The following is a 16,281-nucleotide window of genomic DNA, read 5'->3' on the forward strand; positions in this document are numbered from 1 at the left end:
GCGTTCATGCTCCAGATTGGGCGTGCCACCACAGCCAGCCGATGCCGGCCACCACCACCGCGGTCGCGATCCAGCCCAGCGGCTCGATATAGCGACGCAGCGCGGCCTCGGCGCGCGGCCCGCCGATCCGGATCACCAGCGCCAGCAGGAACACCCGCTTGCCGCGACCGATCAGCATGCTCAGCACGTATTGCAGCATGGGAACGCCGACGATGCCCGACGCCCAGGTGAACACCTTCATCGGAATCGGCATGAAGCCGCCGATCACCAGGAAGGTGAACACCGCCCACGGCGATTCGGCCACCTTGGCCTGGACCGTGGCGATGCCCGCCTCGATGTTGTCCAGCATGCCCAGGGCCGCGAACATCGGCTTCAGGGCCTCGAACGCGTAATGCCCCAGCGCGTAGCCGACCAGGGCGCCCGCCATCGAACCGATCAGGCTCAGGGTCGCGAACCAGAACGCGCGCTTGGGCTGGGCCACGCACATCGGCGCCAGCATCACCTCCGGCATCACCGGAAAGATGATCGCTTCGACGAAGCTCAAGCCGGTGAGATAGGCCGGCGCGTGACGGTGAGCGGCCCAGGCCAGCGTGCGCTCGTAGAGCGGACCAAAAATCTTCACTCAGTATCCCTGTGGCGCGCGTTCAATCGATCATGCCCGACAGCAGCGGCACGAACACCACCGGCGCCAGCGTGGTTTGGCTGACCTTGCCCTCGGCGTCCTTGCGCAGCTGCAGCAGCGACTGCGAGGAGGAAGCGCCGACCGGCGCGATCAGGGTGCCGCCCGGCGCCAATTGCGCGGTCAGCGCATCGACCAGGGCCGGCGCCGCGGCGGTGACGATGATGGCGTCGAAGGGGCCGTTCTCGGGCCAGCCGATGCGGCCGTCGTCGTGCTTGCTGCGCACGTTCAAGCCGAGCTGGCGGAAGCGCTTGCGCGCGGTGCGCAGCAACTCGCCGATGCGCTCGACGGTGTGCACTTCCAAACCCAGCGCGGCCAGGATCGCAGCCTGGTAGCCCGAGCCGGTGCCGATCTCCAGCACCTTGCCCGGCATGCCGTCGGCGAGCAGCGCCTCGGTCATCTTGGCCACCACCCAGGGCTGCGAGATGGTCTGGCCGTGGCCGATCGGCAGCGCGGTGTCTTCGTAGGCGCGCGTGGCCAGGGCCTCGTCGACGAACAAATGACGCGGCACGGTGCGGATCGCGTTGAGCACGCGCTCGTCGCCGATGCCGTTGTCGCGCAGGCGCTCGACCAGGCGGTCGCGCACGCGCTGCGAGGTCATGCCGGTGCCGATCGCCTCGGGTTGCAGACGCATGCGCACGTTCATGCGCCCCGCTCCAGCTCGGCGGCGAGCCCGCCGACCCAGCTGGCGACCTGATCCAGCGCCTGGTAACGGGTCAGGTCGACATGGATCGGGGTGATCGAAATGCAGCCGCGGCGCAGCGCATGGAAGTCGGTGCCGGGGCCGGCGTCCTGCTCGGGACCGGCGGCGCCGATCCACCACCACTGGCGCCCGCGCGGATCGCGCTGCGGCACGCAGGCCTCGGCTCGGTGGCGGTTGCCCAGGCGGGTGACCTCGAAGCCGGCGATCTCGCCCCAGGGCAGGTCGGGCACGTTGACATTGAGGATGGTGTCGGCGGGCAGCGGATCGGTGCGCAGACGCGCGATGATCTCGACCGCGGCGCGCGCGGCGGTCTCGTAGTGCTTGCCGTCGTGGTCGACGGTCTGCAGCGACATCGCCAGCGCCGGCAGGCCCAGGAAGCGGCCTTCCATCGCCGCCGCGACGGTGCCCGAGTAGATCACGTCGTCGCCGAGGTTGGCGGTGTTGTTGATGCCGGAGACCACCAGGTCGGGCTCGACCTCGAGCATGCCGGTGATGGCGACGTGGACGCAGTCGGTGGGGGTGCCGTGCACGCGCCAGGTCGAGGCGTCGAGCTGGTGCACGCGCACCGGGGCATCCAGGGTCAGCGAATTGCTCGCGCCGGAACGGTCGCGGTCGGGGGCGACCACCAGCACTTCATGACCGGCCTCGCGCAGGGTCTGCGCCAGGACGCGGATGCCGGGGGCGTCGACGCCATCGTCGTTACTCACGAGAACTCGCATGGACTCCCTTGCGTTACCGCACAGCTTCGAAACGGGGTGGGCACCGAGGTTCGTGGAACGAAGGTTCTTCGCAACCTCGGGAGCGCGCGCGAACGGCGCACGGGCCCATGATAGCCGATGGGCGTTACCGGCTCCCGCACCGGTCGCGGCGCGGGACCACGATCCGGATCGCTGCGGCCAGGATCGGAAAGATCGCGCTGGGTTCGCCCCCTGTCTTGGGGGTAGGAGCGGCGTCAGCCGCGGCCGGCGTGCAGGCCGCGATTTCGTGGTCGCGGCTCGCGCCGCTCCGGCCGCGAATCGGGAGCGTGCGAGGCATCCGAATCCAAGGGCAGGCCCCGACCGCCCTGCTAAAGTTTCCGCATGGCCGATCCGAACGATGACGACGAAGACGCCGCCGAACTGTTCCGCTCCGCGATCGGGCCGGTGCGGCGGCTGCCCGAGGCCGCGCTGCCGCCCAGCGCGCCCAAGCCCAAGCCGCGCGCGCGCATGGCCGAACGCGACGAGGCGCAGGCGCGCGAGGAATTCCGGCATGCGCTGGACGCCAGCCTGGCCGGGTCCGGCGAGCTCGAATCCGGCGATGCCCTGTCCTACCGCCGCGACGAACTGCCGCCGCGGGTGTTCCAGCGCCTGCGCCGCGGCGAGATCTCCGCCCAGGAGGAACTGGATCTGCACGGCAGCGACGTGCGCGAGGCCGAGGCGCTGCTGCGCGCATTTCTGCACGACGCGCGCGAGCACGGCTTGGGTTGCGTGCGGGTGATCCACGGCAAGGGCCGCCGTGGCACCGACTATGTCGACAGCCGCGGGCTGCCGGTGCTGAAGAATCTGGTCGACCGGCTGCTGCGGCAGCGCGGCGACATACTCGCCTTCCACTCCGCACCGCCCTCGCAGGGCGGTACCGGAGCGGTGCTGGTACTGCTCGCGCCGCCGTCTAGGCGGCGCTGAGCAGAGTCAGTCTTCGTGCTTGGCGGCGAGCGGCTTGCGCGGCAGGTTGACCCAGGTCACGTCGATGCCGCGGCGGCGCGCGATGCGCTCCACCTGCGCCATGTAGAGCTCGTCGTTGTCCATGATCGACGGCGCTTTCTGCGGCGGCACATAGGCGCTCTTGGTGCTATGCCCAGCGCAGGCGGCCAGACCGAGTACGGACAGCGACAACAAAACGACTTTCAAGGACGCGTTCATATTCCCGTCTCCTGAGGCTTGCAGCGCCCGGCACCATTGCCGGTCGCACTTTTGGCTTATACGCCCGCCTTCAGGACCAACCAGTGCCGCCCGTTGCTTTCCGACGAACGGTCGATCAGGGCCGAACCAGCGTCGAGATTTCGCCCAGTTCCGCCAGCACGACCGTGGCATAAGCGCCCGCCGGCAACACGAAATCCAGCTCCAGTGCGAGGCCTTCGGCCGCGTCCAACCAGCGCCAGCCCAGCGCGCCCGGACGCAGGCGCAGGGCGCGCCGCTCCTGGTTGAGGCCGGCCTGCTCCAGGCCGTCGCGCAGCGCGGCGGCATCCGCGCCGGCCAGCGCGGCCCGCTCGATTTCGGCCGCGGCTTCGCGGCTGCGCAGCTCGCCGCGGCCCCAGAGCGGGCCGCTGGGGTGGATGTCGAACGCGGCCAGGCGCGCGGCCAGGGTGTCGTCGTAGGGCTCGGGCCCGAACACGCTGCGGCTGCCGTCCAGCATCCAGACCTCGCCCGTCAGCGGCCGGTCCCAGCAGTCTGCGCCCACGCGCGCGGCCAGGACCCGGTTGAACAGCTCCGAGCGCGCCGCCGACAGCAGCAGGCTGCGCTGTTCGCGCTTGACGCGGCGGCCGGCGAACATCGCCAGCGCGTGAGCGACGTTGTCGCCGCCGCGGCCGAAGCGCTGCTCGCCGAAGTAATTGGGCACGCCGCGCGCGGCAATCGCCCGCAGACGGGTTTCGATCGCCGCCCGCTCGCCTTCCAGCTCGCGCAGGGTCAGCACGAAGCGGTTGCCGGCCAGGGCGCCGCGCGGCAGCTTCTTGGCGTGCCAGGCGCTGTCGAGCACGCGCAGGGCCTCGCCCGCCTCGGACGCTTCCTGCAGCGTCGCCAGATCCGGCGCCACGCGCTTGGGCAGATGCACGCTGAAGCGCTGACGGGTGAGCGCGTGGCGGTCCTTGAGCCCGGCGTAACCGATCGCCAACTCGCCGACGCCGGCCCAGGCGGCAATCCGCTTGGCCGCGAAGGCGGTGTTCATGCCGCGCTTTTCTATCGTCAGCAGCAGGTGTTCGCCGCTACCGCTGGGCTCGAAGCCCGGCAACTCCTCGACCAGAAAGTCCTCGGGCACGCTGCGGATGCGCGCGCGCAGGACCGGCGCGCCGTGCGCGCGCGCCAACGCGGGCTCGGAGCTCATGCCGGCACCAGCAGACAGACCGCGGTCGCGGCGATGCCTTCGCCGCGGCCGGTGAAGCCCAGTTTCTCGCTGGTGGTGGCCTTGACGCTGATCGCGTCCAGGGCGATGCCCAGGTCCTGCGCGATCGCCTCGCGCATGGCCAGCGCGTGCGGGCCGACCTTGGGCCGCTCGCAGACCACGGTGACGTCGGCGTTGCCGACCCGGTAGCCGCGCTGCGCGATCAGCTCGTTGCAATGACGCAGAAAACGGCGGCTGTCGGCGCCGCGCCAGCGCTCGTCGCTGGGCGGGAAGTGCTGGCCGATATCGCCCAGCGCGAGCGCGCCGAGCAAGGCGTCGCACAGCGCGTGCAGGACCACGTCGCCGTCCGAATGCGCAAGCACCCCGCGATCGTGCGGCACCCGCACGCCGCCGAGCATCACGTGGTCGCCGTCGCCGAATGCGTGGACGTCGTAGCCTTGGCCGATTCTCATACAGGATCCTGCGTTGAATTCATTCGTGCGTGTTGTCGCCGCGGATAGGTGAAGCCATGCCGCGCGAACGCCAGCCACATGCCGATACCCAGCAGTACCAGCGACTGGGCCAGAATCACCCGCAGCTCACCGGTGCCCGGTGGCGGCCCCAATGGCGTCCCATCGCTGGCGAACCGCGCCCCTGTCGGGTCGAGCCATATCTCGGCCACGAACCAACCACCGGCGGCGCTAAAGAACAACGCCAGCGCTCCAAGCATTCGCAGCATCCTACGCAACCAGACCATTCGTTTTCCCGGCGCTAAACCTTGCCCAGCAAATACTCCGCCAGCGCCAGATCGGCCGGCGTGGTGACCTTGAGGTTGTCCTCGCGGCCTTCCACCAGGCGCGGATGCCGCCCCGCGTGCTCCATCGCCGACGCCTCATCGGTGACGACCAGGCCCGCGACCGCGGCGTCGCGCAGCGCGACGGTCAGCGCGCCGCGCCGGAACGCTTGCGGAGTGAAGGCGCGCCACAGCCCGTCGCGCGGCTCGGTGGACAGGATGCGGCCGTCGCCGGCGCGCTTGAGCGTGTCGCGCAGCGGCGCGCCGAGGATGGCGCCGTCGGGGTCGGCCTCGGCCGCCACGATCAAGGCGTCCAGGTCGACGCGGCGCAGGTTCGGGCGCGCCGCATCGTGCACCAGCACGAGGCTATCGTCGCCGACATCGTCGGGTAGCGCGCGCAGTGCCGCAAGCACCGAATCGGCGCGCTCGCCGCCGCCGACGCAGCGCAGCACCGGCTTGCCCTGGCGCTCGCTCCAGCCCGGCCATAGCGCGTCGTCCGCGGCCAAGGCCACCATCGCGCCGGCCACGCGCGGGTGCGCGAGCAAGGCGTCCAGCGCATGCGCGATCAAGGGTTTGCCGGCCGCGATCAGATACTGCTTGGGCGTATCGCCGCCGAAGCGGGTGCCGCGACCGGCCGCGGGCAGCACCGCCCAGATCGGCGCGCTCATCGGCCCGGCTCCGCGTCGATCCGGAACGGGCGCAACACCGCCGTCACGGCGCCGGCGCGTCCGCGCCCGCCGGTGCGGCCTGCGCGTTGGTCGGGGTTTCGGGCTCGACCACGCGATAGAAGGTCTCGCCGGGCTTGATCATGCCCAGCTCGCTGCGCGCGCGCTCCTCGACCGCGGCCTCGCCGGACTTGAGGTCCTCGACTTCGGCCGCGAGCGCGGCGTTGCGTTGACGCAGCCCGCCGTTGTCGCGGGTCTGCTGCTGCACCTGCTGCTCCAGCGCGGCCACCGAACGGGTGCCGCCCTGGCCCATCCACAGACGGTATTGCAGGAAGGCGAGCAGGCCCGCCAGGACTATCACCAGCACTCGCAGCCAGCGCATGTCCGCCCTCCCCGGTCCGCTCAGCGCTTCAAGGACACGAACGCGTCGCGGCCGGCATAACGGGCCGCGGCGCCCAGCTGCTCTTCGATGCGCAGCAGCTGGTTGTACTTGGCGACGCGATCGCTGCGGCACAGCGAACCGGTCTTGATCTGGGTCGCGGTGGTGGCCACGGCGATGTCGGCGATCGTGGTGTCCTCGGTTTCGCCGGAACGGTGCGAGACCACGGCCGCGTACTTGGCCGCGTCCGCCATCGCGATCGCTTCCAGGGTCTCGGTCAGGGTGCCGATCTGGTTGACCTTGATCAGGATGGCGTTGGCGACGTGCTTGTCGATGCCTTCCTGGAAGATCTTGGGATTGGTCACGAACAGATCGTCGCCGACCAACTGCACCTTGTGGCCGATCTTCTCGGTCAGCAGCTTCCAGCCGGTCCAATCGTCCTCGGACATGCCGTCCTCGATGGTCACGATCGGGTACTGCGCGGCCCAGTTGGCCAGGAAGTCGACGAACTGCTCGCTGGTCAGGCGCTTGCCCTCGCCGACGAGGTGGTACTTGCCGTTGTCGTAGAACTCGGTGGACGCCACGTCCAGGCCCAGCAGGATGTCTTCGCCGGCCTTGTAACCGGCCTTGCCGATCGCCTCCAGGATGGTTTCCAGCGCTTCCTCGTTGCTGCGCAGATCGGGCGCGAAACCGCCCTCGTCGCCGACCGCGGTGCTCAGGCCGCGGCCCTTGAGCACGGACTTGAGCGCGTGGAAGACCTCGGCGCCGGCGCGCAGCGCCTCGGCGAAGTTGGGCACGCCCACCGGCAGGATCATGAATTCCTGCAGGTCGACGTTGTTATCGGCATGCGCGCCGCCGTTGATGATGTTCATCATCGGCACCGGCAGCACCGGCGCGCGGCCATTGGCCAGGTACTGCCACAGCGGCAGCTTCTTCGACGCGGCCACCGCATGCGCGTTGGCCATCGACACGCCCAGCAGCGCGTTGGCGCCCAGGCGGCCCTTGTTCTCGGTGCCGTCCAGATCGATCAGGCGGCGGTCCAGACCGGTCTGGTCGGCCGCGTCGAAACCGGTCAGGGCCTGCGCGATCGCGGTGTTCACGTTCTCCACCGCCTTGCGCACGCCCTTGCCCAGGTAACGGGTCTTGTCGCCGTCGCGCAGTTCCACGGCCTCCTTGCTGCCGGTGGACGCGCCCGAGGGCACCATCGCGCGGCCGAAGCTGCCGTCGGCCAGGGTGACCTCGGCCTCCAGCGTGGGATTGCCGCGGCTGTCGAGGATTTCGCGGGCGTGGATCTTGGTGATCGTGGTCATGGGCGGGAATGGGACCGGAGATTGAGGGGTATGGAATGAAATTCGCGGCGGCGGCGCAAGTTCGGGCTCAGGGCTCGGGCGGAACGCGCGCGATCGCGGCGGTCAGCTCGGGCGACACCTTACAGCGGCCCTCGCTGACGCCCGCGATCTCGGTCGCGACGATGGCCACGGCCTTGGCGCTGAGAAGGTTCTGGCGAATCGAGTTCGCATCGCTACTGCCCAGCATGCCCATCGCGACGATCAGCGACTGGGTCTGGCCGACGCTGCCGGCGGGGTTGTCGCGCGCCGACAGCACGGTCAGATGGCCGGAACCCAGCACGCTGGATGCGCTGACCACCAGGGCCGGATAGCGGCCGGCGGCGTAGACCTTGGCCGCGACCTTGGGGCCGCCGACTTCCTGCATATAGGGGCCGACGCACTTGTAGAGCTCGCCGGCCAGGTCGGCCAGCGACACGTAGAGGGTCTCGTCGGCGGTCTCGACCGGGGCGGGCGCGGCGGGCGGCGGCGCGGCCGCGGCGCTCGCCGCGAAGGCGAACGCCAAGCTGACGGCCGCAAGCGCGGTGATGCGGGCGCCGCGTCGTCTGTCGCCGCCGGGGCCCATCAGAACGAACTCTCGAGGAAGCCGTTCTTCTTGGTGATGCGGTCCAGCTCCACCAGGGTTTCCAGCAGCGCGCGCATCTTCGGCAGCGGCACCGCGTTGGGGCCGTCGGACAGGGCTTCCTCGGGGCGCGGATGGGTTTCCATGAAGATGCCGGAAATGCCCACCGCCATCGCCGCGCGCGCCAGCACCGGCACGAACTCGCGCTGGCCGCCGGACTTGCCGTCCATGCCGCCGGGCAGCTGCACGGAGTGGGTGGCGTCGAACACCACCGGGCAGCCGGTGTCGCGCATCACCGACAGCGAGCGCATGTCGCTGACCAGATTGTTGTAGCCGAAGCTGGCGCCGCGTTCGCAGGCCATGATCTGCTCGTTGCCGACGGCCTTGGCCTTGGCGGTGACGTGCTTCATCTCCCAGGGCGAGAGGAACTGACCCTTCTTGATGTTGACCGGCTTGCCGGCGCGCGCCACGTTCTGGATGAAATCGGTCTGCCGGCACAGGAAGGCCGGGGTTTGCAGCACGTCCACGACCGAGGCGACCTCGTTCATGGGCGTGTACTCGTGCACGTCGGTCAGCACCGGCAGGTCGAGCTGGCGCTTGACCTCGGCCAGCACCTTCAAGCCCTCTTCCATGCCCGGGCCGCGGAAGCTGGTCGCCGAGGTGCGGTTGGCCTTGTCGAAGCTGGACTTGAAGATGAAGGGGATGCCGAGCTCGCTGGTCATCTCCTTGAGCTGGCCGGCGACGTCCAGCTGCAGCTGCATCGATTCGATCACGCAGGGACCGGCGATCAGGAAGAACGGCCGGTCCAGGCCGACTTCGAATCCGCACAAATTCATCGGGCAGCTCCGTCAGGAATCGAAGGATGGGGTACCGGCTTCATGCGCCGGCTTCCTTGAGCAGGCGGCCGCCGGCCTTGGCCTCGCGCGCGGCGCGCACGAAACCGATGAACAGCGGGTGGCCGTCGCGCGGGGTCGACAGGAATTCCGGATGCGCCTGGCAGGCCAGGAACCACGGGTGCTGCGACTTCGGCAGCTCGACCATCTCGACCAGCAGATCGTCCATCGACTTGGCCGCGATCACCAGGCCGGCATCCTCGAGCTGGGTGCGGTAGCGGTTGTTGAACTCGTAACGGTGGCGGTGACGCTCGCCGACCACGTCCTTGCCGTACAACTCGCGCGCCAGGGTGCCGGGCTTGATGCGCTGATCCTGCAGGCCCAGGCGCATGGTGCCGCCCAGGTCGCTGTCCTCGCTGCGGCGCTCGACTTCGCCGGTGGCGGTGCGCCACTCGGTGATCAGGCCGATCACCGGATGCGCGCTGGCCTTGTCGTTCTCGGTGCTGTTGGCGCCGTCCAGGCCGGCGACGTGGCGCGCGTAATCGACCACCGCCGCCTGCATGCCGTAGCAGATGCCGAAATAGGGAATGCCGTGCTCGCGCGCGTACTTCGCGGTCGCGACCTTGCCCTCGAAACCGCGGTCGCCGAAGCCGCCCGGCACCAGGATGCCGTCGACGTCCTTCAGCGATTCCACGCCGTCGCGTTCGATCTCGCTGGATTCCAGCCACTTCAGCTTGACCTTGGTGCGCTGGCGCAGGCCGCCGTGCTTGAGCGCCTCGGCCAGCGACTTGTAGGCGTCCTGGTGGTCGATGTACTTGCCGACCACCGCGATCGAGACTTCGTCGACCGGATGTTCGGTGGCGTCGACCACCTCGTGCCACTCGCGCAGATCGGCCGGACCGGCGTTGACGCGCAGGCGTTCCAACACGATCGCGTCCAGGCCCTGCTCGTGGAACCACTGCGGAAGCTTGTAGATGTTGTCCAGATCGACCGCCGAGATCACCGCGCGCTCGGGCACGTTGGTGAACAGCGCGATCTTGCGGCGGTCGCTGTCGGGCAGCGGCTGCTCGCTGCGGCACAGCAGCACGTCGGGCTGGATACCGATCGAGCGCAGCTCCTTGACCGAGTGCTGGGTGGGCTTGGTCTTGAGTTCGCCGGCCGCGGCGATGAACGGCACCAGGGTCAGGTGCATGAACAAGGCGTATTCCGGGCCGCGCTCGGTGCGCAGCTGGCGGATCGCCTCCAGGAACGGCAGCGACTCGATGTCGCCGACGGTGCCGCCGACCTCGACCAGGGCCACATCGAAGCCTTCGGTGGCCTCGACGATGCAGCGCTTGATCTCGTCGGTGATGTGCGGGATCACCTGCACGGTACCGCCCAAGTAGTCGCCGCGGCGCTCCTTGCGGATCACGTTCTCGTAGATGCGACCGGTGGTGATCGAGTTCTTGCGGCTGAGCCGGGTGCGCAGGTAGCGCTCGTAATGGCCCAGGTCCAGGTCGGTCTCGGCGCCGTCGTCGGTGACGTAGACCTCGCCGTGCTGGAACGGGCTCATCGTGCCCGGATCGACGTTGATATAGGGGTCGAGCTTCATCATCGTCACGCGCAGGCCGCGCGCTTCGAGGATGGCCGCCAGCGAGGCTGCCGCAATGCCCTTGCCTAGCGAGGACACCACGCCGCCGGTGACGAAAATCAGGGGAGTCATGGTTTTACTGCCGCTGGAAAGCCGTAGTTTACCGGCAAGGCGGCCGGCCTGCGACTGCTTGACAGCCGCGCCGACCTGCCGAATCGGGCGCAAAGCCCGTCCCGACTGGCTTTCCCGCGGTCGCGGCCGAGTCGTCTCCCCCCGCCCCAGGCCTGCTTTGGGGTAGGAGCGGCGTGAGCCGCGACCGCGCCGCCGACCGGATTTCGGGGGCGCGGCTCATGCCGCTCCTGCCCTCGGGCCCTAGGCCAGCTTCGCCCCCCGCTCCGCCAGCAGCTCGCGCAGCACTGAACGGTGGCAGTGCGTCTCGTCCTCGCAATAGCAGCCGACCGAGAAGTCGCTGTCCTGGGACAGGGCAGCCAGCAACTGCAGCGCGTGGCTGGCGTCCGGCGCGGCCATCTCGGCCTTGTACTTGCGCACGAACGCGTTCCACTGCGCCGGCGTCTGCGCCGCCTGGGCCTGCTTCATGGTCTCCAGGCTGGGCGCCAGGTTGGGGAACCACACGTCGTACCAGTCCTGGCGCGCGAACTCGGCCTTGGGCACGCCGCGCGGCGGCCGCCGCACCGTGCCGATCCGGGTCCCCTCCCGCGCCAGCCGCGGAGTGCCCAGCCTGACTATGCGTATCGCCATCGCCATCTCCTCACTTGCGTTTCGGATCCGTCGGCTCGCCGCCCTGCTCGACCACGCCGATCATGGGCCCCAGCTTGGCGCCCGACGCGCGACGCCCCAGTCCCGGGGCGTACAGGCTGGAAATCGCGCCGTCCAGGTAGAGCGCGTCCGAGCACTTCAAGCGGTCGCGGAAGTACTGCGCGAACTCGTAGAGGTTGACCGGATCGTCGCTGATCACGAAGTAGGCGATCTCGCCGTCCACCCCCACGCCGTTGCGGATCTGGCGCGACTTCGAGCCCGGGTCGAAACGCGGATGGATCGCGCCTTGCTGCAACAGCAGCGGCCCGGACTGCGTGGCCAGACGCACGCCCGACGCCAGCGCCGGATAGCGCGAGGACTCCACGACCTGGGGGCCGTCGGCGCCGAGCAGGAATACCCCGTTGGGCTTGAGGTAGAAGTTGCCCTCGCCCTCGGCCAGATTCAGCGGCGCGAGCTGGCGGCCGTCGGCCACGTACAGCCCGACCGGCGCGTAGTCGGGCTCGTACATGCCGGCGTTCATGGCGAAACGCAGACGCTTGCCTTGCGACTTCAACCAGGTATCCAGACGCTTGAGCCGATGCAGCGGCGCGCCCTGCTCGTCGCGCAGAAACAGGCGCAGATCGTCGCTGCGGGTGTCCACGCGCATCACGGTGTAGCGCGGCTCGCGCGCGTGCGCCAGACCGAAGAACGCCGCCAACGCGAACAAGAACCCTGCCTTCATGAGGCCCATCCTAACGCCGGATCGCCGCATGGCCATGAGCGCGCACCTAAATCGCTGCGGCGCAGACGCAGCCCCAGCCTGTGCAGTCGCCGCCGAAGTGGCGGGCGACATCCTTGAAATAGGCCTCCAGATGACTGACCTCGGCATGATTGAGCGTCATGTAGGGAATCACCTGCACCGTCCACGGCGAATCCGGCTCGTCGTCCAGCGGCGGCTCCAGTTGCACCTTGTACTCGTGCTTGAACAGGAACAGCCCGCACTCCAGCGCAGCTTCCTGGCTAGGAAAATCCAGGCTGAAATCCACATCGCGGGCGATCGACAGATCGTCGCCATTCTCGATCAGGCGCCACAGCACCTCGCCATTGTCGTCCTTGGGGTACTTGCCGAAATCCCGATCCACTGCTTACTCCTCGCTTCGTTCCCGTATCGATGGAGGATCGCTCTAGCCGTCGCTCTCGTACGCATAGAGGCCTGTGACCGCCCCACCGGGGCCGGGCCATGGCCTACTTCCTACCCTCTGAACCGAGCTGGGTTATCAGGTTCTGCGCGTTCAGCTCGTCGAGACGGAACGACATCATCCGAATGCGCAGGTACTCGGTCACGCTGTCCATGTCTTGCAGGCGCGCCATGGTCAGTTCGGTCTGGGCATCGTAGTAGCGGGACCAGGCCACCTGGCTGGCCACCAGCTTCTCGCGCTGCGCCGGCGGCAAGTTCCGATTCAAGCGGTAATAGGTGTCGTCCAGCTGGCGCTGGATGCGCTCACGGGCTTCGCGCAGGCAGCGCATATTGTGGCCGATCGGATCGGCGCTCCCGTGCGCCTCTTTGGCGCAGGCGCGCAGCACGTCTTGATCCGTGGGCGCCTGCGCGGTCTCGGCAGACGCCCGTCCGGCGATCAAAAGCAGGCCGAGCAGCCATATGGGTTCAAGTTTCATCGTTCCCCCTGTTGCCGGCATTCTCCGCCGGCGCGGGGATCCATCTCAAGGCGATTGGCAGGCCATGCGCCGAACCGAGCCGCGTCAGCCGACCGGAACACTCCGCGCATTCGACAGGGAGGTCCGCGCCGCGTCGATCAGATCGTCAATTTCAGCACCAGCACCCCGATCAAGCCTGCGCACATTGCAATGAACGGCAGGCCGATGCCCAGGAATTCCATGGCGCGAGCGAGCGACCGACTGGACGAGTCGAGGTACGCCATGAGCGCGGCGAAGAACGCCGCCGAGAACAGCGTGATCGACACCACCACCGATACGATCATCCACAGCAAGCCCAGCAAGCCGCAATGCACGCCGCCGACGGCATCCGACGAGCCCGTGTCCACCGCCCATAGCGCCGCATAGGCCAGTAGCGGCGTCGCAAACGCGGTGGCGAAATACAACCACGAACGCGAACGCGGCGACGCGAACAGGTCCGACAGGCGGTCGATTCTGGACATGCCGCGCATCCTAATTCATTTCTGGCGGTCCTTCGCCCGACGGGACGGGCCCGCCAGCCGCCCGCTCACGCCCACTCGACCTCAGGCACCCATAACTGGGTCCAGCGACCGATCTTCTGCTCCCGGCTCAAGAGCTGGGGCGAGGCCCCGACGGCCGGGGCGAAAGCGTCGCGCTCGTCCAGACAGCCAGCGTTGATCGCCGCGTACATGCGGCCGTCCTGCTCGTAAGTCACCGCCACCAGCACGCCGCAACGCCCGCACAAGCGGAACAGGGCGGCCTCGGAGCCCTGGCGGTACGACAACAAAGTCTGCGCGTCGGCCACGGAGATGCGCAGCGCGCCGGCCGGGTCGGAAACATAGGCCGCGCCATGCATGCGGCAGAAGCTGCAGTCACAGGCGCGCGGATGAGTGTCCGCCGGCACCAGCGCGCTGGTGTAGACAAGCCGCACCGAACCGCAGTGGCAGCCACCGGCCAGCGAGGACGCAACCGACAGGGGGCCCGACATCGCGCTCATCCCACCAGGAAGTCGAAGATCTGGGCGCCCGAGGAAAGATCGGCGCGGTAGAACTCGGTGTAGCCGCAGGTCTCGCAGCTCACGTACTTGAACTTGTTGGTCGATACATCCAGCACCGAGGAGACCAAACCGCCGGCGGCGCGCAGCTCGCCCACGGTGCAGGATTCGCCGTTGCATTTGACGCAGCGGAAGGACGACATGCGGCTCTCCTCTGATTGCGTGATCAAGGGGTGCAACGATGGTTGGCGAAGTCCAGCAATCTCTCGGTCAGCGATCCGCCTTCCTGCCAGCGGATGTCGAGTATCGCCCAGCGCTCACCGTGCCTGCCTAGCAGGACCGTATCGGTCCAGCGCACATCGTCGTAGGCCAAAGTGACCGAAACACGCGCGACGGGGCCGTACAGTCGTTCCGACGTCCCCACCATCGTTTTCGCGCCGTCCGGCGCCAGAAAGAAAGGGCTCTGATCCAGCATGTGCGGCTTGATGTCGGGCGGAACGATGCGAGAACAAGCAGTTTCGTAGGTTTCGTAGGCCGCCAGAGCCCGTCGAAGATCGTCTCCGAGCAACGGAGCTACCGCCTGGAACCGCCCTTTCACCGGCTCTGGCCGGTTCGGATGCATCGTCAGTCGGTAGAAGTCGGCCACCACCTGATCGGGCCGCTGCCCGGCCATGACGGCAGACGGAGCCATCAGAATCGCGATCGCAAGCCAGTGCCGCATACGCCTTACTCCCACGCAGGTTCTAGCGCAAGGCCACGACCACGCCCGCCACATAGCACAGCAAGGAAATCGTGATTCCGATCAGCGGCGCCCGGAACCAGTAGATCTTGGCCACCACGAACAAGGTGCCCAGCATCAACGCGCCGACGGTGAGCAGATAAGCCGAGGAGAACAGCAACTCGGGATGCGCGATGGCGAGATATCCGTAGATCAGGCCATACAGCATCGCCGCCAGGCTGTGACTGACATTGAAGCCGACCCAGAACCCCCACATGCTGGCCTGCCGGGTGATGCCCGGCGACACCTCGCGCATCCGCGCCTCCAGCGTCGGATCGCGCGGGCGCAGCTTGGGTCCGACGAAGGTGATGACCAGATGAATGGTACCGAGCGTGAGCAGCACCGCCGCGCTCACGACCAACAAAAGGGTGGCTATCACTGAGCACGACTCCCGATCGCGAATTGTCCGAACCCGACTTGCGTTGCCACGTCAGTTTAGCCGGTCGGCCACGAAGCCGAGCCAGCGTGCGGATCGAAGGGCTGCGTCGCTTCCGCCGGGGCGCGCTACCCGCGACGACCGTCAACAGGCGCATGATATCCGGACCCGATCGATCCAGGTTTCAGGGAGTCGCCGGATGACCAACACGGACACGAACGCCGACGACCGCGAGCGCTACCGGACCTTTCTGGCGACGGTGGTGTCGTCCGGGCGGCTTTGGGGGATCTGGCGCGGTGAAACCTGGGCTACGGCGGACGATCCCTCTGGCCGCCGCAGCGCCTTGTTTCTGCTGTGGCCGACCCGGAGTAGCGCGGAGGAAAGCCTCAAGGCCAACCGTGCCGCGTTTCCGGGCGAGGCCGATGTCGATGCCATCGAACTGGGTACGTGGCTGGAGGCGTACACCGACGAGCTGATCCAGCGGTCGGCCAGCCCCTTCGTGTACCCGGACCAGCGATTGAACGGTTCGATCGTCGATCCGGAGGATTTGCGCAAGGACCTGATAGCCGTGCAGGGCGGTTTGCGTCTGCAGGCTACGGATTTGAACCAGCTGCGAAAAAAGATCGAAAGCCAGACGCGAAGCCAAGCGCCGCACGCGATCGCGCTTCCGGACCGGTCCAGACCTCGGGAACCAGATGCATGACAGACCACGCCTCCGCTCCAGCCTGTCCGAAATGCGCAAGCGCCGCGCATACGCGCCCCAAGCTGTTGCTGATCGAACCGTTCGACTCCGCGCATTTCGAGCAGGCTCCCGACACCCGGTTCGGCTGCGAATGCCATGGGCAACTCAGCGTCGACGGCCTCAAGCCGCATGCCGTAGCCGAGGCGCCCCTGCAGCAATTCGTGTCTGGCCTCTACTGCCAAGCTTGCGGCATCGGCTTCGTCCCGGATGAAATGGCCAAACCTGCGCCGCAACGGTGGATGCCAACGCCACAGGGGTTTCGCCCGATCCAGCCGGACGGCTCGCTGGGGCCGCCCCAAGCGCGCATGGGCGAAGGCCATAGCGACACCGAATGATCC

At 68.2% G+C, this 16,281-nt stretch carries 25 protein-coding genes; 3 read left to right on the forward strand and 22 right to left on the reverse strand.

Annotated features, from left to right (window positions below):
* Positions 1-4: 4 nt before the first annotated feature.
* From BMZ45_RS10175 to surE, 3 genes are read right to left on the reverse strand one after another with little or no spacing between them, the layout of a single operon-like run.
* Positions 5-622, reverse strand: a complete 618-nt coding sequence (locus tag BMZ45_RS10175; RefSeq protein WP_091635818.1) for a YqaA family protein — start codon at positions 620-622, stop codon at positions 5-7.
* A 22-nt stretch (positions 623-644) separates the two neighbouring features.
* Positions 645-1,325 (reverse strand): protein-L-isoaspartate(D-aspartate) O-methyltransferase, encoded by a 681-nt coding sequence (locus BMZ45_RS10180; protein WP_091635821.1) that lies wholly within the window; start codon positions 1,323-1,325, stop codon positions 645-647.
* Positions 1,322-2,101 (reverse strand): 5'/3'-nucleotidase SurE, encoded by a 780-nt coding sequence (surE, locus tag BMZ45_RS10185; protein ID WP_091635824.1) that lies wholly within the window; start codon positions 2,099-2,101, stop codon positions 1,322-1,324. Before surE ends, BMZ45_RS10180 begins: the two co-directional genes overlap by 4 nt.
* A gap of 360 nt (positions 2,102-2,461) precedes the next feature.
* Here surE and BMZ45_RS10190 point away from each other — a divergent pair, with 360 nt between their 5' ends.
* Positions 2,462-3,043: a Smr/MutS family protein gene (locus BMZ45_RS10190; protein ID WP_091635827.1), complete on the forward strand. Its 582-nt coding sequence runs from the start codon at positions 2,462-2,464 to the stop codon at positions 3,041-3,043.
* A gap of 6 nt (positions 3,044-3,049) precedes the next feature.
* Here the strand turns inward: BMZ45_RS10190 and BMZ45_RS10195 are convergent, their stop codons facing one another.
* The 19 genes from BMZ45_RS10195 to BMZ45_RS10285 form a co-directional block, all read right to left on the reverse strand.
* Positions 3,050-3,280, reverse strand: a complete 231-nt coding sequence (locus tag BMZ45_RS10195) for a hypothetical protein (protein ID WP_091635830.1) — start codon at positions 3,278-3,280, stop codon at positions 3,050-3,052.
* A gap of 115 nt (positions 3,281-3,395) precedes the next feature.
* A complete protein-coding gene (gene truD, locus BMZ45_RS10200; protein ID WP_091635833.1) occupies positions 3,396-4,460 on the reverse strand; it encodes a tRNA pseudouridine(13) synthase TruD in 1,065 nt (354 codons plus the stop codon).
* Positions 4,457-4,930 (reverse strand): 2-C-methyl-D-erythritol 2,4-cyclodiphosphate synthase, encoded by a 474-nt coding sequence (gene ispF, locus BMZ45_RS10205; RefSeq protein WP_091635836.1) that lies wholly within the window; start codon positions 4,928-4,930, stop codon positions 4,457-4,459. The genes truD and ispF overlap by 4 nt, the downstream gene beginning before the upstream one ends.
* The gene (locus BMZ45_RS10210) at positions 4,927-5,187 is read right to left on the reverse strand and encodes a hypothetical protein (RefSeq protein WP_139215457.1); all 261 of its coding nucleotides are present in this window, start codon (positions 5,185-5,187) and stop codon (positions 4,927-4,929) included. Before BMZ45_RS10210 ends, ispF begins: the two co-directional genes overlap by 4 nt.
* Positions 5,188-5,228: 41 nt before the next feature.
* The gene (gene ispD / locus BMZ45_RS10215; RefSeq protein ID WP_091635842.1) at positions 5,229-5,918 is read right to left on the reverse strand and encodes a 2-C-methyl-D-erythritol 4-phosphate cytidylyltransferase; all 690 of its coding nucleotides are present in this window, start codon (positions 5,916-5,918) and stop codon (positions 5,229-5,231) included.
* 43 nt (positions 5,919-5,961) lie between these two features.
* Positions 5,962-6,297, reverse strand: a complete 336-nt coding sequence (gene ftsB / locus BMZ45_RS10220; RefSeq protein ID WP_091635844.1) for a cell division protein FtsB — start codon at positions 6,295-6,297, stop codon at positions 5,962-5,964.
* A gap of 20 nt (positions 6,298-6,317) precedes the next feature.
* The gene (gene eno / locus BMZ45_RS10225) at positions 6,318-7,604 is read right to left on the reverse strand and encodes a phosphopyruvate hydratase (RefSeq protein ID WP_057161400.1); all 1,287 of its coding nucleotides are present in this window, start codon (positions 7,602-7,604) and stop codon (positions 6,318-6,320) included.
* Positions 7,605-7,671: 67 nt separating this feature from the next.
* Positions 7,672-8,205, reverse strand: a complete 534-nt coding sequence (locus tag BMZ45_RS10230; RefSeq protein ID WP_091635847.1) for a hypothetical protein — start codon at positions 8,203-8,205, stop codon at positions 7,672-7,674.
* Complete coding sequence (kdsA, locus tag BMZ45_RS10235; RefSeq protein WP_091635850.1) at positions 8,205-9,038, reverse strand: 3-deoxy-8-phosphooctulonate synthase; 834 nt, start codon at positions 9,036-9,038, stop codon at positions 8,205-8,207. The genes BMZ45_RS10230 and kdsA overlap by 1 nt, the downstream gene beginning before the upstream one ends.
* A gap of 40 nt (positions 9,039-9,078) precedes the next feature.
* Positions 9,079-10,737 carry a CTP synthase gene (locus BMZ45_RS10240; protein ID WP_091635853.1) on the reverse strand — a complete coding sequence of 553 codons (1,659 nt, stop codon included), beginning with the start codon at positions 10,735-10,737 and terminating at the stop codon, positions 9,079-9,081.
* Positions 10,738-10,977: 240 nt separating this feature from the next.
* Positions 10,978-11,364: a DUF488 domain-containing protein gene (locus BMZ45_RS10245; RefSeq protein ID WP_091636392.1), complete on the reverse strand. Its 387-nt coding sequence runs from the start codon at positions 11,362-11,364 to the stop codon at positions 10,978-10,980.
* Positions 11,365-11,374: 10 nt separating this feature from the next.
* Entirely contained in the window at positions 11,375-12,103 is a 729-nt protein-coding gene (locus tag BMZ45_RS10250) for a phosphodiester glycosidase family protein (protein ID WP_217643181.1), read from the reverse strand.
* Positions 12,104-12,149: 46 nt separating this feature from the next.
* Positions 12,150-12,503, reverse strand: coding sequence for a ribonuclease E inhibitor RraB (locus BMZ45_RS10255; RefSeq protein WP_091635859.1), 354 nt, complete (start codon positions 12,501-12,503; stop codon positions 12,150-12,152).
* Positions 12,504-12,606: 103 nt separating this feature from the next.
* Positions 12,607-13,035 (reverse strand): lysozyme inhibitor LprI family protein, encoded by a 429-nt coding sequence (locus BMZ45_RS10260; protein WP_175489030.1) that lies wholly within the window; start codon positions 13,033-13,035, stop codon positions 12,607-12,609.
* Between the two features lie 137 nt (positions 13,036-13,172).
* Positions 13,173-13,544: a hypothetical protein gene (locus tag BMZ45_RS10265; RefSeq protein WP_091635865.1), complete on the reverse strand. Its 372-nt coding sequence runs from the start codon at positions 13,542-13,544 to the stop codon at positions 13,173-13,175.
* A 56-nt stretch (positions 13,545-13,600) separates the two neighbouring features.
* Positions 13,601-14,041 carry a GFA family protein gene (locus tag BMZ45_RS10270; protein ID WP_091636395.1) on the reverse strand — a complete coding sequence of 147 codons (441 nt, stop codon included), beginning with the start codon at positions 14,039-14,041 and terminating at the stop codon, positions 13,601-13,603.
* 5 nt (positions 14,042-14,046) lie between these two features.
* Complete coding sequence (locus BMZ45_RS10275) at positions 14,047-14,250, reverse strand: zinc ribbon domain-containing protein (protein ID WP_091635868.1); 204 nt, start codon at positions 14,248-14,250, stop codon at positions 14,047-14,049.
* Positions 14,251-14,273: 23 nt separating this feature from the next.
* Positions 14,274-14,768: a hypothetical protein gene (locus BMZ45_RS10280; protein WP_091635870.1), complete on the reverse strand. Its 495-nt coding sequence runs from the start codon at positions 14,766-14,768 to the stop codon at positions 14,274-14,276.
* 22 nt (positions 14,769-14,790) lie between these two features.
* Positions 14,791-15,204 carry an LIC_13387 family protein gene (locus BMZ45_RS10285; RefSeq protein ID WP_091635873.1) on the reverse strand — a complete coding sequence of 138 codons (414 nt, stop codon included), beginning with the start codon at positions 15,202-15,204 and terminating at the stop codon, positions 14,791-14,793.
* 196 nt (positions 15,205-15,400) lie between these two features.
* On the opposite strand from BMZ45_RS10285, the gene BMZ45_RS10290 reads away from it, so the two are divergent.
* Together BMZ45_RS10290 and BMZ45_RS10295 are read left to right on the forward strand one after the other, a co-directional pair.
* A complete protein-coding gene (locus BMZ45_RS10290) occupies positions 15,401-15,904 on the forward strand; it encodes a DUF2750 domain-containing protein (protein ID WP_175489031.1) in 504 nt (167 codons plus the stop codon).
* Positions 15,901-16,278: a hypothetical protein gene (locus BMZ45_RS10295; RefSeq protein ID WP_139215458.1), complete on the forward strand. Its 378-nt coding sequence runs from the start codon at positions 15,901-15,903 to the stop codon at positions 16,276-16,278. The genes BMZ45_RS10290 and BMZ45_RS10295 overlap by 4 nt, the downstream gene beginning before the upstream one ends.
* The last annotated feature ends 3 nt before the right edge of the window (positions 16,279-16,281 follow it).

Source organism: Lysobacter sp. cf310, from assembly GCF_900114355.1.
Classification (GTDB): domain Bacteria; phylum Pseudomonadota; class Gammaproteobacteria; order Xanthomonadales; family Xanthomonadaceae; genus Lysobacter.